At 74.4% G+C, this 13,662-nt stretch carries 12 protein-coding genes; 10 read left to right on the top strand and 2 right to left on the bottom strand.

Annotation, left to right across the window (positions count from 1 at the left end; all coding sequences use genetic code 11):
* Positions 1 to 873: 873 nt before the first annotated feature.
* From AY578_RS01735 to AY578_RS01710, 6 genes are all read left to right on the top strand, one after another.
* Positions 874 to 3,249, top strand: a complete 2,376-nt coding sequence (locus tag AY578_RS01735; protein ID WP_258901780.1) for a cation-translocating P-type ATPase — start codon at positions 874 to 876, stop codon at positions 3,247 to 3,249.
* 168 nt (positions 3,250 to 3,417) lie between these two features.
* Positions 3,418 to 4,491, top strand: coding sequence for a zinc-dependent alcohol dehydrogenase family protein (locus tag AY578_RS01730; RefSeq protein ID WP_019525611.1), 1,074 nt, complete (start codon positions 3,418 to 3,420; stop codon positions 4,489 to 4,491).
* Positions 4,492 to 4,597: 106 nt separating this feature from the next.
* A complete protein-coding gene (locus AY578_RS01725) occupies positions 4,598 to 5,194 on the top strand; it encodes an Rv1733c family protein (protein ID WP_037952887.1) in 597 nt (198 codons plus the stop codon).
* Between the two features lie 117 nt (positions 5,195 to 5,311).
* The gene (locus AY578_RS01720) at positions 5,312 to 7,042 is read left to right on the top strand and encodes a SulP family inorganic anion transporter (protein WP_136239607.1); all 1,731 of its coding nucleotides are present in this window, start codon (positions 5,312 to 5,314) and stop codon (positions 7,040 to 7,042) included.
* Positions 7,039 to 7,467, top strand: a complete 429-nt coding sequence (locus AY578_RS01715) for an ATP-binding protein (RefSeq protein WP_136239608.1) — start codon at positions 7,039 to 7,041, stop codon at positions 7,465 to 7,467. The genes AY578_RS01720 and AY578_RS01715 overlap by 4 nt, the downstream gene beginning before the upstream one ends.
* Positions 7,468 to 7,618: 151 nt before the next feature.
* Positions 7,619 to 7,969 carry an ArsR/SmtB family transcription factor gene (locus AY578_RS01710; protein ID WP_019525615.1) on the top strand — a complete coding sequence of 117 codons (351 nt, stop codon included), beginning with the start codon at positions 7,619 to 7,621 and terminating at the stop codon, positions 7,967 to 7,969.
* Between the two features lie 19 nt (positions 7,970 to 7,988).
* Here the strand turns inward: AY578_RS01710 and AY578_RS01705 are convergent, their stop codons facing one another.
* Positions 7,989 to 8,627, bottom strand: a complete 639-nt coding sequence (locus AY578_RS01705; protein WP_019525616.1) for a class I SAM-dependent methyltransferase — start codon at positions 8,625 to 8,627, stop codon at positions 7,989 to 7,991.
* Between the two features lie 119 nt (positions 8,628 to 8,746).
* On the opposite strand from AY578_RS01705, the gene AY578_RS01700 reads away from it, so the two are divergent.
* Positions 8,747 to 9,199 (top strand): flavodoxin family protein, encoded by a 453-nt coding sequence (locus AY578_RS01700; RefSeq protein ID WP_258907184.1) that lies wholly within the window; start codon positions 8,747 to 8,749, stop codon positions 9,197 to 9,199.
* A 40-nt stretch (positions 9,200 to 9,239) separates the two neighbouring features.
* On the opposite strand, the gene AY578_RS01695 is transcribed toward AY578_RS01700, so the two are convergent.
* Positions 9,240 to 10,325, bottom strand: coding sequence for a YihY/virulence factor BrkB family protein (locus AY578_RS01695; RefSeq protein WP_028958783.1), 1,086 nt, complete (start codon positions 10,323 to 10,325; stop codon positions 9,240 to 9,242).
* A 131-nt stretch (positions 10,326 to 10,456) separates the two neighbouring features.
* Here AY578_RS01695 and AY578_RS01690 point away from each other — a divergent pair, with 131 nt between their 5' ends.
* The 3 genes from AY578_RS01690 to AY578_RS01680 all read left to right on the top strand — a co-directional run bounded on the left by AY578_RS01690 (position 10,457) and on the right by AY578_RS01680 (position 13,636).
* Positions 10,457 to 11,092 (top strand): GNAT family N-acetyltransferase, encoded by a 636-nt coding sequence (locus tag AY578_RS01690; RefSeq protein WP_028958784.1) that lies wholly within the window; start codon positions 10,457 to 10,459, stop codon positions 11,090 to 11,092.
* A 144-nt stretch (positions 11,093 to 11,236) separates the two neighbouring features.
* Complete coding sequence (locus tag AY578_RS01685; protein WP_234007996.1) at positions 11,237 to 11,443, top strand: helix-turn-helix domain-containing protein; 207 nt, start codon at positions 11,237 to 11,239, stop codon at positions 11,441 to 11,443.
* Between the two features lie 189 nt (positions 11,444 to 11,632).
* Entirely contained in the window at positions 11,633 to 13,636 is a 2,004-nt protein-coding gene (locus AY578_RS01680; RefSeq protein ID WP_475360440.1) for a DUF1996 domain-containing protein, read from the top strand.
* Positions 13,637 to 13,662 lie beyond the last annotated feature (26 nt).

Below are 13,662 nucleotides of genomic sequence, written 5' to 3'. Positions count from 1 at the left end.
GCACGCCGAGGCGCTGCGCAACCTGCCCCCGGCCGAGGACGAGGAGCCCGAGCCGTACCACGACCCCGTGCACCCGTGGGCGGAGGCGGTGCTCGACGCGGCCCGGCGGGCCGGGCTGCACGTCGTCGTCACCGGCGGCTCCGAGCTGAAGGACATCACCCGCCTCGCCGACGAGATCGCCCCCGCCGACCTGCCGTTCGGCGACGCCGTCCGCGCCCTCCAGCAGGACGGGCACATCGTCGTCAGCGTGGCCCGGGTGCCCGCAGGCGGGGACCCGGACGTCGCGGACGGGCTGCCCGCGGGGGACGTGGCGATCGCCCTCACCGACGGCCGCTCGGCGGTCCCGTGGGGCGCCGACGCCCTCGCCCCCGCCGGACTCGCGGACGTCTGGCGGCTGCTCACCGCGATCCCGGCGGCCCGCCGCGTCGGCCGCCGCTCGCAGACCCTGGCCCGTGCGGGCGCCGCGCTCTCCGGGCTGCTGGTGCCGCGGCGGCACCCCCGGCGGCCGCGTGTGGCAGCGGCTCACCCGGCACGCCCCGGTGAACGTCGCCGCGGCGGGCGCCCTCGTCACGGCTGGACCGAGGCCGTCCGCGTGGCCCGCGCCGCCCCGCCCGAACCCCGGCTGCACGTGCCCTGGCACGCCCTCGAACCGCACGAGGCGCACACCCTCCTGCGGCACGCCGCACCGAGGCCGAACCGGCGGACTCGCCCTGCTCGGCGCCCGCGTGCGGCAGCGGGCGCGCGCCTGGCGGACCGGTCCCGCCGCGCCCGCCCGCTGGACCTGGGAGGCGGCCGCGGTCCGCCGCGAGCTGGACGACCCCTCACCCCGGTCCTCGCCACCGCGCGGTCGCCTCGGCGCTGCTCGGCTCCCTGGTGGACGCGCTGCTCGTGGTCGGCGCGATGGACCTCAACGCGGTCGCGGGCGGCCTGCAGCGGCTGCGCGCCGAGCGGGCCCTCGCCCGGCTCGCCGCCCGCCAGCAGCCCCGCGCGCGCCGTCATCTCACCGACCGCCGCTCGGTCACCGTCGACGCCACGCGGCTGCGGCCGGGCGACCGGATCGACCTCGTCGCCGGCGACGTCGTACCGGCGGACGCGCGGCTGGTGAGCGCCGAAGGGCTCGAGGTCGACGAGTCGTCGCTCACCGGTGAGTCGCTGCCCGTGGCCAAGGACGCCAAGGCGACGCCGGGCGCGCCGGTGGCGCGGCGGACCTGCATGGTCTTCGAGGGCACCACCGTGGTGACCGGACGGGCCGAGGCGCTGGTGGTGGACACCGGCGACCACACCGAGGCGGGCCGCGCCGTCGCCCTCGCCTCCCGCACCCCGCCGCCCGCGGGTGTCCAGGCCCGTCTCCAGGAGCTGACCCGCAAGGCGCTGCCCGTCACCCTCAGCGGCGGCGCGCTGGTGACCGGCCTGTCCCTGCTGCGCGGCAGCCCGCTGCGGCGTGCCGTCAGCGGCGGGGTCGCCGTGGCCGTCGCCGCCGTGCCCGAGGGGCTGCCGCTGGTCGCGACCGTCGCGCAGATGGCCGCCGCCCGCCGCCTGTCCCGCCGGGGCGTGCTGGTGCGCACCCCGCGGACCCTGGAGGCGCTCGGCCGGGTAGACACCGTGTGCTTCGACAAGACCGGCACCCTCACCGAGAACCGCCTTCGCCTGGTACGGGCCGCCACCGCCGACGGCGCCGTCCTCGCCCCGGACGACGAACGGGCCGTCCCCGTCGTACGGATGGCCGCGCGCGCCTGCCCGCAGGAGGAGACCGCCGAGGGCCGCAAGGTCGCGCACGCCACCGACGAGGCCGTGCTGGACGCCGCGCCGCCCGACGAGGACTGGACCCCGGCCGGCGAACTGGCCTTCGAGGCGAGCCGCGGCTACGCGGCCGCCGTCGGGCGGGACGGCGACGACGGCGCGTACCTCGTGGTCAAGGGCGCCCCCGAGACGGTGCTGCCCGCCTGCTTGGACCTGCCCGAGGAGGCGGCCGGCGCCGCCCACACCCTCGCCGGTCAGGGACTGCGCGTCCTCGCCGTCGCCCGGCGCCGGTACGAGGGCTCCGACCCGGAGGCGGAGGTGCAGGCCGGCCTCTCCGGGCTCGAGCTCGTCGGGTTCGTCGCCCTCGCGGACGTGCCCCGCGACACCTCGCGGGAACTCCTCACGTCGCTGCGGAAGTCCGGCATCCTGCCCGTCATGCTCACCGGCGACCATCCGGAGACCGCCCGCGCCATCGCCCTGCAACTCGGCTGGCCCGAGGAGACCCAGGTGGTCACCGGCGACGACCTGGTCGCCATGGGCCGCGCCGAACGGGTCCGCGCCCTGCACGGCGCCGGGGTCGTGGCCCGGGTCGCGCCCGAGCAGAAGCTGCACGTCGTGGAGGCCCTCCAGCAGGCCGGGCGGGTGGTCGCGATGGCCGGCGACGGCGCCAACGACGCCGCCGCCATCCGCGCCGCCGACGTGGGCGTCGGCATCGAGGCCCGCGGCTCCGCCGCCGCCCGTAACGCCGCCGACATCGTCCTCACCGGCGGCGACCTCTCCGTCCTGGTCGACGCCTTCGCCGAGGGCCGGGCGCTGTGGCGCAGCGTGGCCGACGCGGTGAGCATCCTCATCGGCGGCAACGCCGGCGAGGTCGGCTTCAGCGTCCTCGGCACCCTGCTCGCCGGCTCCTCGCCGCTCTCCACCCGGCAGCTGCTGCTGGTCAACCTGCTCACCGACATGTTCCCGGCCATGGCCGTGGCGGTGACCCCGAGCAACGACCCGTCGACGGCGGCGCACGCCGAGACCGGCCCGCTGAGCCTGGACGTGCTCGGCACGCCGCTGCTCCGCTCCATCCGGCGGCGCGGCGTCACCACCTGCCTGGGCGCGGTCACGGCGTACCTGACCGGCCGGTTCACCCCCGGCACCGAGCGCCGCTCCACCACGATGGCGCTGTGCGGGGTGGTCGGCGCGCAGCTGGTGCAGACCCTCTCCGGCCGCCGCCACAGCACCCTGGTGTGGGTGACCGCGCTGGGCTCCGCCGCGGTCCTCGCCGCGCTGGTGCAGACGCCCGGCGTCAGCCACTTCTTCGGCTGCGTCCCCCTGGGCCCGGTCGCCTGGACGGGCGTCGCCCTCGCCATCGCCCTCTCCGCCCTGGCCCCCCGCCTGGAACGCCTGGCCGCGGTACGGCGCCTCTACGCCCTGGCGACCCGCCTCACCCGGCGCCTGCTGGACTCGGCCCGCCACACCCGCCACATCCTGCACACCGGGATCGCGCGCCCCGTCGCCTGAACCGGCCTCGGGCGTCCCGCCCTGGCTGACGCCCCGTGTCGGCAGAACGGGCGCATCACGCACACACTGGAAGTGCAGGGCGGTTCCGGACACCCCGGCTCCGCCGACGCAGGCGGGTGCGTGCGCCCGGCGCCGACCCGCCGCTCAGCGAGAAGGGTGAGGATCGGCATGAAGGGTTACGTCTTCCACGGCCCCGGGCAGTCCGCCTGGGAGGAGGTTCCCGATCCGGAGATCCGCGAGCCAGGCGACGTCATCGTCCGCGTCGACGCCGTCACCATCTGCGGGACGGACCTGCACATTCTCAAGGGGGACGTGCCCGAGGTGCGTCCCGGTACCGTGCTCGGACACGAGGCGGTCGGCGAGGTGGTCGAGACCGGCGCCGACGTCCGCACCGTACGGCCCGGCGACCGGGTCCTCGTCTCCTGCATCACCGCGTGCGGCCGCTGCCGCTTCTGCCGCGAGGGCATGTACGGGCAGTGCCGGGGCGGCGGGGGCTGGATCCTCGGGCATCTCGTCGACGGCACCCAGGCCGAGTACGTCCGCGTGCCGTTCGCCGACCTGTCGGTGTACCCGCTGCCCGGCGCCCTCGCCAACGAGGACGCGGTGCTGCTGGCGGACATCTTCCCCACCGCCTACGAGGTCGGCGTGCTCAACGGGCGCGTGCGGCCGGGCGACACGGTCGTCGTGGTCGGCGCCGGACCGGTCGGGCTGGCCGCGATCGCCACGGCCCGGCTGTTCGGCCCCGAGCGCGTGGTCGCGGTGGACCTGGCGGCGTCCCGGCTCCAGGCCGCGAAGGAGTTCGGCGCGGACGCGGTGGCCGACGCGAGCGAGGGTCCCGAGCAGCTGGTCGAGGACCTCACCGGGGAGCTCGGCGCGGACGTGGTGATCGAGGCGGTCGGCGTCCCGGAGACCTTCGAACTGTGCACGCGGGTGGTGCGCCCCGGCGGGCACGTCGCCAACGTCGGCGTGCACGGCGCGCCGTCCACGCTGCACCTCGAGGACCTCTGGATCAAGAACGTCACCATCACCACCGGCCTCGTCGACACGCACTCCACGCCCACCCTGCTGCGGATGGCCGCGGCCGGCCGGCTGCCCACCCGCCGTCTGGTCTCCCACACCTTCGCCCTGGACCAGATGCAGGAGGCGTACGACGTGTTCGGCAACGCCGCCGAGACGGGCGCGCTCAAGGTCGTCCTCGGCGTCCCGCAGCACGAGGTCGTCCCGGTGCAACCGACGGTCTGACCGGAGGAAGGGGCGAAAAGGGCCCGTTCCGCCCGTGCGGGCCGGGGGAGAACGGGTCACCCTGGAGGTGGTGACGCGCGGCACCCGCGCGAGGAGGTGACCTCCCATGGCGACGACGCATGGCGCGAGGCCCACAGTGCCCTGGTGGCGATGGCGGGACAACCCGCTGTGCCGCCGCAGCGACGTCGCCGAGGCCTGGCTGATGATCGCCACGGTCGTCCTCGCCCTCGTCCTGTCCGGGTTCGCCGGCATCGCGGCGGCCGGCGCGGTCGGCACCTCCCTCGACGACCGCCGCGAACGCACCCGCCCGATCCCGGCCGTGCTGGTCGAGAACGCGCGCGACGCCGCCCCCGCGCCCGTGTCCGAGAGCGGAGACGGCGGCGTATGGGCCGCGGTGCGCTGGACCGCCCCCGACGGCACCCGCCACACCGGACGCGCCGAGGTGCCCGCGGACGGCGAGAAGGGCGACAAGGTCACCGTCCACACCGACGCGAACGGCCGCCTCGTGTCCGCGCCGCCCGAGGGCGCCGAGGCGGGCTTCCAGATCGCCATGGCCGGCATCACCGTGGCCTTCGTCACGTCGGGCATGGTGCTGCTCGTCGGATGGATCGCCCGCGCCCGGCTGAGGCTGCGCCGCCTGGACCTCTGGGAGGCCGAATGGCGCCAGGTCGAGCCGACGTGGCGCAGGCGCATGACCGGCTGAGCCTCCCCGCGCACCACACAGCGGCACTGTGTGACTTCGTGATCTGATGAATTGCAAATTTTCGCAAGTCACTACATGCTTGGTTCGTCATACCGTCGCGAGCGAAGCAGAGGGGCCGTGTCCGTACCGCTGTCACCGGCCGGGTTCCGGTCCCGGATCACCTCCCTGCTCCCCACCCGCGCCGACGTCGCCCAGGCCCGCCGCCACCCCCGCCGCGACCTGCTGGCCGGACTGACCGTCGCGGTCGTCGCCCTGCCCCTCGCGCTCGGCTTCGGCGTCTCCTCCGGCCTCGGCGCGGAGGCCGGACTCGCGACCGCCGTGGTCGCCGGCGCCCTCGCGGCCGTGTTCGGCGGCTCCAACCTCCAGGTCTCCGGACCCACCGGCGCCATGACCGTGGTCCTGGTGCCGATCGTCGCCGACCACGGACCCGCCGGCGTCCTCACCGTCGGGCTGATGGCCGGCGTCGTCCTCGTCGGCCTGGCCCTGCTGCGGGCCGGCGGCTCCATGCGCTACGTGCCCGCGCCCGTCGTGGAGGGCTTCACCCTCGGCATCGCCTGCGTGATCGGGCTCCAGCAGATACCCAACGCCCTCGGCGTGGCACAGCCGGACGGCGAGCGCGTCCTGGAGGTCGCCTGGCACGCGGCCGGGGACTTCGCCCGCGACCCGCACTGGACCGCCCCCGCACTGGCCGCCGCCGTCGCGGCCGTGATGCTGATCGGCGCCCGCTGGAAGCCGACCGTCCCCTTCTCCGTCCTCGCGGTGACCGCTGCCACGGTCGTCGTCGAGACCACGGGACTCGACGGCGTACGGCCCATCGGCGACCTGCCGGCCGGGCTGCCCGCACCCTCCCTGTCGTTCCTCGACCCCGGCGCCCTCGGCGGTCTCCTCGCCCCCGCTCTCGCGGTCGCGGCGCTCGCCGCGCTGGAGTCGCTGCTCTCCGCCTCCGTCGCCGACGGCATGACCGTGGGACAGCGGCACGACCCCGACCGGGAGCTGTTCGGGCAGGGCCTCGCCAACATCGCCGCCCCGCTGTTCGGCGGCGTCCCCGCCACCGGCGCGATCGCCCGCACCGCCGTCAACGTCCGCACCGGCGCCACCTCGCGGATCGCCGCCCTCACCCACGCCGCCGTGCTCGCCGTGATCGTCTTCGCCGCCGCCCCGCTCGTGTCGCGGATCCCGCTGGCCGCCCTCGCCGGGGTGCTGCTCGCGACCGCCGTGCGCATGGTGGAGGTCGGCTCGCTGCGGGCGATGACCCGGGCCACCCGCTCCGACGCGGTGATCCTCGTCCTCACCGCGGTCGCCACGCTCGTCCTCGACCTCGTCCAGGCGGTGATCATCGGCCTGGTCGTCGCCGGCGTGCTCGCCCTGCGCGCGGTCGCCCGGCAGGCCCGGCTCGCCCCGCTGCCGCTGGACCGCGGCGACCACACCGACGAGGAGCACGAGCTGCTCGCGCAGCACATCGTCGCCTACCGCATCGACGGCCCGCTGTTCTTCGCCGCCGCCCACCGCTTCCTGCTGGAGCTGACCGATCTGGCCGAGGTCCGCGTGGTCATCCTGCGCATGTCGCACGTCAGCGTCGTCGACGCCACCGGAGCGCTGGTCCTCAAGGACGCGGTGACCAAGCTGCGGCGGCGCGGCATCGTCGTCATGGTCTCCGGCGTACGCCCCGGCCACCGCCGCGCCCTCGACTCCGTCGGCGTCCTCGACCTGCTGCGCCACGAGGGCCGGGAGTACGCCACCACCCCCGAGGCGATCGAGGCGGCCCGCGCCCACCTGGAGCGCGACGGGGTGCTGTGCACGGACGGCGCCCCGGCCGCGGCCCCGGTGCCCACCGGTGACGCGCCATGAGGTCCGCCGCCGCGCCCGCCGCGCTGCCGCACCGGCACGTGCTCACCGTGCCCGCCGGACCCGGCGCCGTGCGCGTCGCCCGCGAGACCGCCGAGCAGGCCCTGGCGGAGTGGGGGATCGACGCGCGGCACCCGGCGGTCGGACCGGCCCTGCTGATCCTCGGCGAACTCGTCGCCAACACCGTCCGGCACGCCGCCGGCCTCTCCCCGCAGACCACGGTCTTCTACGCGGCCGGCCCCGACTGCCTGGTCCTCGCCGTGCACGACCGCCACCCCCACCGCCCCGACCTCACCGGACCGTACGCGACCGGCCCCGGCGGGCTGGCCACCGTCCTGGAGCTCACCCACGCCCTGGGCGGAACCGCGGTCGTCCGCGGCGACGCCGACGGCCCGGGGAAGAGCGTCTGGATCACGCTCCCGCTGTGAACGGGCCCGGGACGGCCGGGGAGGGGCGGACACCTGACGAGTTGCTAATGTCGGAAACTGTCGAGGCCGAGGGCGACGAACGGACGAGGCGAGGGACCGGGGACCGGGTGAACGGGCCGTACTGCTGCCGCGCCGGAAAGGGGACGGCACGATGACCACGCCGCTGTACCAGCTGAAGGCCGAGTTCTTCAAGACGCTGGGCCATCCCGCCCGCATCCGGGTGCTGGAGCTGCTCAGCGAACGTGAGCACTCGGTGGGGGAGATGCTCCCGCACGTGGGCATCGAGCCCGCGCACCTCTCCCAGCAGCTGGCCGTGCTGCGCCGGGCGAACCTGGTCGTCGGCCGCAAGGAGGGCTCGACCGTCTACTACTCGCTGACCGACCCCCATGTGGCGGAGCTGCTGCGGGTCGCCCGCACCATCCTCTCCGGCGTCCTCGCGGGACAGGCCGAACTCCTCGCCGACCTCCAGGCGACCCAGGGGGAGACCCGGCCCGTGTCCTGACCGCGGGGGCGGCCGGGCGTCAGGCGCCGCCGCGCCGGCAGTGCAGGAACAGATGCGGCTCCGGAACGGCCTCCGGATGGTTCGGGGAGAACATCGTGCTCTCCTCCCGCTCCACCGTCAGTCCCGCCTCCCGCACCAGCGCGAGGACGTCCTGCGCCGCGAAGCCGGTGACCCGCACCGGCTGGCCCATGAACACCCCGTCGAACTCCTCCACGTCCAGCGGCACGGTGGCCAGCACCAGCAGACCGCCCGGCCTGAGCGCGGCCGCCAGCCGGCGCACCAGCTCCCGCTGCTCGGCCCGGTTCATCTGCAGCAGTGAGAAGTACACGCAGACCGCGTCGTACGAGCCCTCCGGGAGCGGCATCCGCCGGATGTCCTCGCAGCGGAACTCCGCCCCGGGCACCTGCCGGGAGGCGATCTCCACCATCACGGAGGACACGTCGACACCCAGCACCTTGTGTCCCGCGCCGGCCAGCGTGGCGGCCGTGGGCCGTCCGGTGCCGCTGCCGACGTCCAGCACGGTGCTGCCGGGGGAGAGCCGCTCCAGCAGCCAGGCCAGCGACGCCCGGTGTGCCGCGGAGGACGCGAACGCCTTCTCGTACTCGCCGCCCAGCGCGTCGAACACCGCCGCCGGGGTTCCGTGCTCCTCGCCGCCCACGACACCACCTCGCTTCCCTCGCCGATGCCGGAATGGTGCCACCCGTCCGCCGCCCTCACAACGGCACCTCGCCGGGCCCGGCTTGCGGACGCGGCGCCCGGCACGGCAGGGTCGTGGTTGTGCCGACCCTGCTGATCGTCCACCAAACGCCCTCGCCGAACTGCCAGGCGATGTTCGAGGCCGTCGTCTCCGGCGCCACCGCCCCCGAGATCGAGGGCGTCCGGGTGGTGCGCCGTGCCGCGCTGTCCGCGACCGCCGCCGACGTCCTGGACGCCGACGGCTGTCTGCTCGGCACCCCCGCCAACCTCGGCTACATGTCGGGCGCCCTCAAGCACTTCTTCGACCAGGTCTACTACCCGTGCCTGGACTCCACGAAGGGCCTCCCCTTCGGCTACTACGTGCACGGCGGCAACGACGTCACCGGCGCCGTGCGCGGCATCGAGTCCGTCACCACCGGCCTCGGCTGGCGCCGCGCCGCCGAGGCGGTGACCGTCACGGGCGAGCCCGACAAGGCGGCCCTGGAGCGCTGCTGGGAGCTGGGCGCCACGCTCGCGGCGGGGCTGGCGGACTGACGCCCGCCGGGCCCAGCCGGACCACCGCGCCCCGGCGGGGTCAGGCGCCGTCCATCTTGTCCCGGTCGTGCTCGTCCCAGGCGCGGGTGTCACGCGGCTGCGTGTACGGCTCCTCCTGCGGCGGATGACCGCCGGCGATGGCCCGCTGCCGGGCGATCTCCGCGTCGAACTCCAGACCCAGCAGGATCGCCAGATTGGTGATCCACAGCCAGATCAGGAAGACGATGACGCCGGCCATCGTGCCGTACGTCTTGTTGTACGAGCCGAAGTTGGCGACGTAGAGCGCGAACCCGGCGGAGGCGGCCAGCCAGATCAGCAGCGCCAGGAAACTGCCGGGCGTGACCCAGCGGAACCCCTTCACCTTGGCGTTCGGGGCGGCCCAGTACAGCAGCGCGATCATGATCGTCACCAGCAGGACCAGCACCGGCCACTTGGCGATGGACCACACCGTGATGGCCGTGTCGCCCAGCCCCAGCAGATCGCCCGCCTGACGGGCGATCCCGCCGGTGAAGACCACGATCAGCGCGCTGATCGCCGCCATCACCAGCAGCGCGACCGTCACGCCCACCCGGACCGGCAGCACCTTCCACACCGGGCGGCCCTCGGGCATGTCGTACACCGCGTTCGCCGAGCGCATGAACGCCGCCACGTAGCCGGACGCCGACCAGATGGCCAGCAGCAGGCTGAAGACCGCCACCAGCGATCCGACGCCCGCGTTGCCCTGCAGCTGCTCGACCGCCTGCGTGATGATGTCCCGCGCGGCGCCGGGGGCGGTGAGGTCCTGGACGTTCTCCAGCACCTTGTCCGTCGTGGACTTGCCGGTGAGGCCGAGGATCGACACCAGCGCCAGCAGCGCCGGGAACAGCGCCAGTACGCCGTAGTACGTCAGGGCGGCGGCGCGGTCGGTGAGTTCGTCGTCCTTGAACTCACGCACACTGCCCTTGAGCGCCGCCTTCCACGCTCCTTTGGGCAGCTTGGCCGGAGTGTCCGGCGCCGCCTCCTCCACCGCGTCGCTCGGGCCCGGCTCCTCGGCCGCCGGCTGCCCGGCCTTCCGCGTGGATGCGGACTCGTCCGGCGCGTCCTGGTGTGCCGGCCGGTCGTTCCGGCCCGGGATATGCAGCTTCATGGCCACCGGGTGCCCCCGGTCCGCCATGTCACGCCAGGGCGGCCGGGTGACGCGGGGGAGCGCGGAGCCGGTCGGGGAGCCGGTCGCGAACCCACTTGTGGGAGCGCTCCCATACCCGGCAGGATGCTGCCATGACCGAGTCTCCCGCCGTCCGCCCGTACCGCCCCGAGGACCACGACGCCCTCGACGACATCTGCGTCCGCACCGCGCACAACGGCCAGGACAGCCGCCCCCATTACGCCGACCCCTCCGTCTTCACCGCCGCGTTCGCCGCCCCGTACGCGCATCTGGAGCCGGAGCTGGCCTTCGTACTGGACGACGGGCGGGGGAACGCCGTCGGCTACGTCGTCGGCGCCGCCGACACCGCCCGGTTCGCCGAGCGGTTCCGGACCGAATGGCTCCCGCTGGTCGCCGAGCGCCACCCCGTGCCGTCCGGCGCGCCGGCCACCCCCGACGAGACGATCGCCTGGCTGCTGCACCACCCCGAGCGGATGGTCGTGCCGGAGCTCGCCGCCTGGCCGGCCCATCTGCACATCGACCTGCTGCCCGAGTGGCAGGGCCGGGGGTACGGGCGGAAGCTGATGCGCACCCTGCTCGCGGCCCTGGCGGAACGCGGGGTCCCGGCCGTGCACCTGGTGATGACGGTCGCCAACAAGCCCGCCCGCGCCTTCTACGGCCGGATGGGCTTCGAGGAGATCGAGGGCGTGCCGATGGACGACTCGGTCGTCTGCCTCGGGCGTGCGACGGGGGATGTCGACCGGCTCTGACGGCAGCCGTGGGTCGACGGCACACGGGATGCGAGCGGTCGCGGGGCGGCCGTCGAAAGTGTCGAACACGCCACCGGGTGAAGGAAGTGGCGACGCGTTCTTCGTCTCCTCGTCCAGCCCACGCGCGCGGCCTCGACCCTGCATGTGCATCCCAACACGGTCTCCAGGCGCCTGGAGGGCATCACCGAGCTGTCGGGAGCGGATCGGCGGCATCCCGAACGGGCTCTCGCGATCCAGTTCGCGCCGAGGCTGTACCGGACGCGGCGGACTCTGCGGGGGCGGCAGGTCTCGCGCCGGCCGTCACTCTCGGGGTCACCGAAGGAGCCACCCGCGCGTGAGCGCGACTGGTGAGATTCGCCGAAGAAATCGTGAGCCGGTTGAACACGATGCGGTCCCCCTGCGTATGGGGCGTGGGAATCGAATGCCCGTCCCCCGCGACAGAAGCGTAGGAGTACTCCCTTGGCACGCAACACACGCAGACGCCCCAAACAGCGCGCGACGCTCGCCGCTTTCGCCTTGATCCTGGGCGGCGGCGGCATGATGGCGGCCAACGTCTACGCTTCCGCGACGGACGGCGGGACGTCGGACGCGCAGGTGCTGTCGGGCGCCGCCACCATCGACTGCCCCGACGTGGCCACCCAGTTGACCGAGGTGCCCGACCAGGCACGGGCGGAGGTGGACAAGGAACTCGCCAACCTGGACGCCCAGATCGCCGAGGCCTACAAGCGGCTCGGCGAGTCGGCCGACGCGATCCGTCAGGACCCCGGCTTCGCCGAGAACGCCATCGCCGGCCCGCTGAAGGACAAGCGCGCCGCAGTGCTGGCCCGCATCGGGGCCGCCATCGAGACGGCCGGCGCCGAACGGCCGCAGGGACTCGACGACCTCGCCGCCTGCGCGGTGCGCGACTCCGGCAACGCTCCCGCCCCCGAGGAGGGCGGCGACGGCGGCGAGCAGGCCGGCGACGGCCAGGACCAGCAGAACGGCGACGGTCAGCAGGACGACGGTCAGCAGGACGGCGGCGACCAGCAGGGCGGCCAGGACCAGGGCCAGGGCGGCCAGGACGGCGGCCAGGACCAGGGCGGCAACGGCGGCCAGGCCGGCAACGGACCGGTCGCGGGCGACTACGTCTCCATCAAGAGCGTCCAGCCGAACGTCAACAAGCCGCAGGCGTCGGGCGACGCCTCCACCGGCACCTTCACCAGCGAGTGCGGCGTCAACGAGAACGGCGTGTTCAACTCGGACAACGTCATCGCCGCGCCCGGCGTGAGCAACGGCGCCCACCACTTCCACGACTACATCGGCAACCAGGCCACCAACGCCTTCGTCAGCGACGACGAGCTGACGCGCGCCGAGACCAGCTGCCAGGACCAGCGCGACAAGTCCTCCTACTACTGGCCCGTGCTGCGCCTGCAGAACGGCACCGAGGAGCAGGACGCCCAGTCCCCGGGCGGCGGCATCGAGGGCAACGCCGGTGAGATCGTCACCCCGAAGGACGTCACGCTGACCTTCGTCGGCAACCCGAAGGCCAAGGTCACGGCCATGCCGCGGCTGCTGCGCATCATCACCGGCGACGCGAAGTCCTTCGTCAACGGCCCGGCCAACGCCAACGCCTCCTGGAGCTGCACCGGGTTCGAGGACCGGCAGCTGAAGGACAAGTACCCGCTGTGCCCCGAGGGCAGCGACGTGGTCCGCTCGTTCGCGTTCCAGAGCTGCTGGGACGGCCGCAACATCGACAGCGCCAACCACCGTACGCACATGGCGTTCACGGACGCCGAGGGCAACTGCCCGGCCGGCTTCCAGCCGATCCCGCAGCTCGTCCAGCGCATCGTGTACGACGTCGACGCGCCGAGCCTGGAGGACGGCGGCAAGACGGTCCCGCTGTTCGCGGTGGACTCCTTCCCCGAGCAGCTGCACAAGCCGATCACCGACCACGGCGACTTCATCAACGTCTTCGAGGAAGACCTGATGAACGAGATGGTCGACTGCATCAACGAGGGCCGCACCTGCGGCGCCGGCGCCGGCGGCGGTGACAACGGCGGCGGTGACAACGGCGGTGACGACGGCAACGGTGGCGGCGACAACGGCGCCGAGCAGCCCACCGCCACGCCCGACGACCCGGGCCAGGGCAACGACGGCGGCCAGGACGACGGCAACCAGGGCGGCGGTCAGAACGACGGCGACCAGGGCGGCGACCAGGGCAACCAGGACGGCGGTCAGAAGCCGCCCGCGGCGACCGAGGAGCCCGCTGACGACCAGGCCACGGCCCAGCCGGACGTGAAGGTCTCCCAGCCTGCCGACGCCGGCGGTCAGGACGACGCCCAGGGCGGCGCCGACACCGGCAACGGCGGCAACGACGACGGCGGCCAGGCGGCACAGGCCGCCCAGGTGCCCGGCAGCCTGCCCGAGCTCGAGGACAACACCCAGGCCCAGGGCGCCGGCGGCAGCCTCGCCGAGACCGGCGCCCAGCTGTGGCCGGCCGCCATCGGCGGAGTGCTGGTGATCTTCGGCTTCTTCGTGCTGCGGAGCGTGCGACGCAACGCCTGACGGTCACCCACCACGCACAACGGGCG

The organism is Streptomyces thermocarboxydus (assembly GCF_024760485.1).
Lineage (GTDB): Bacteria > Actinomycetota > Actinomycetes > Streptomycetales > Streptomycetaceae > Streptomyces > Streptomyces cellulosae.
This window is presented reverse-complemented; position numbering and strand designations above follow the sequence as displayed.

What these genes read in the sequence shown, in the direction of transcription:
- AY578_RS01725 (WP_037952887.1), top strand. Translation starts at nt 4,598, where the DNA reads ATGGCGACGACGCATGGCGCGAGGCCCACAGTGCCCTGGTGGCGATGG.
- AY578_RS01695 (WP_028958783.1), bottom strand. Translation starts at nt 10,325, where the DNA reads ATGAAGCTGCATATCCCGGGCCGGAACGACCGGCCGGCACACCAGGAC.
- AY578_RS01680 (WP_475360440.1), top strand. Translation starts at nt 11,633, where the DNA reads ATGGCGGCCAACGTCTACGCTTCCGCGACGGACGGCGGGACGTCGGAC.
- AY578_RS01715 (WP_136239608.1), top strand. Translation starts at nt 7,039, where the DNA reads ATGAGGTCCGCCGCCGCGCCCGCCGCGCTGCCGCACCGGCACGTGCTC.
- AY578_RS01710 (WP_019525615.1), top strand. Translation starts at nt 7,619, where the DNA reads ATGACCACGCCGCTGTACCAGCTGAAGGCCGAGTTCTTCAAGACGCTG.
- AY578_RS01690 (WP_028958784.1), top strand. Translation starts at nt 10,457, where the DNA reads ATGACCGAGTCTCCCGCCGTCCGCCCGTACCGCCCCGAGGACCACGAC.
- AY578_RS01730 (WP_019525611.1), top strand. Translation starts at nt 3,418, where the DNA reads ATGAAGGGTTACGTCTTCCACGGCCCCGGGCAGTCCGCCTGGGAGGAG.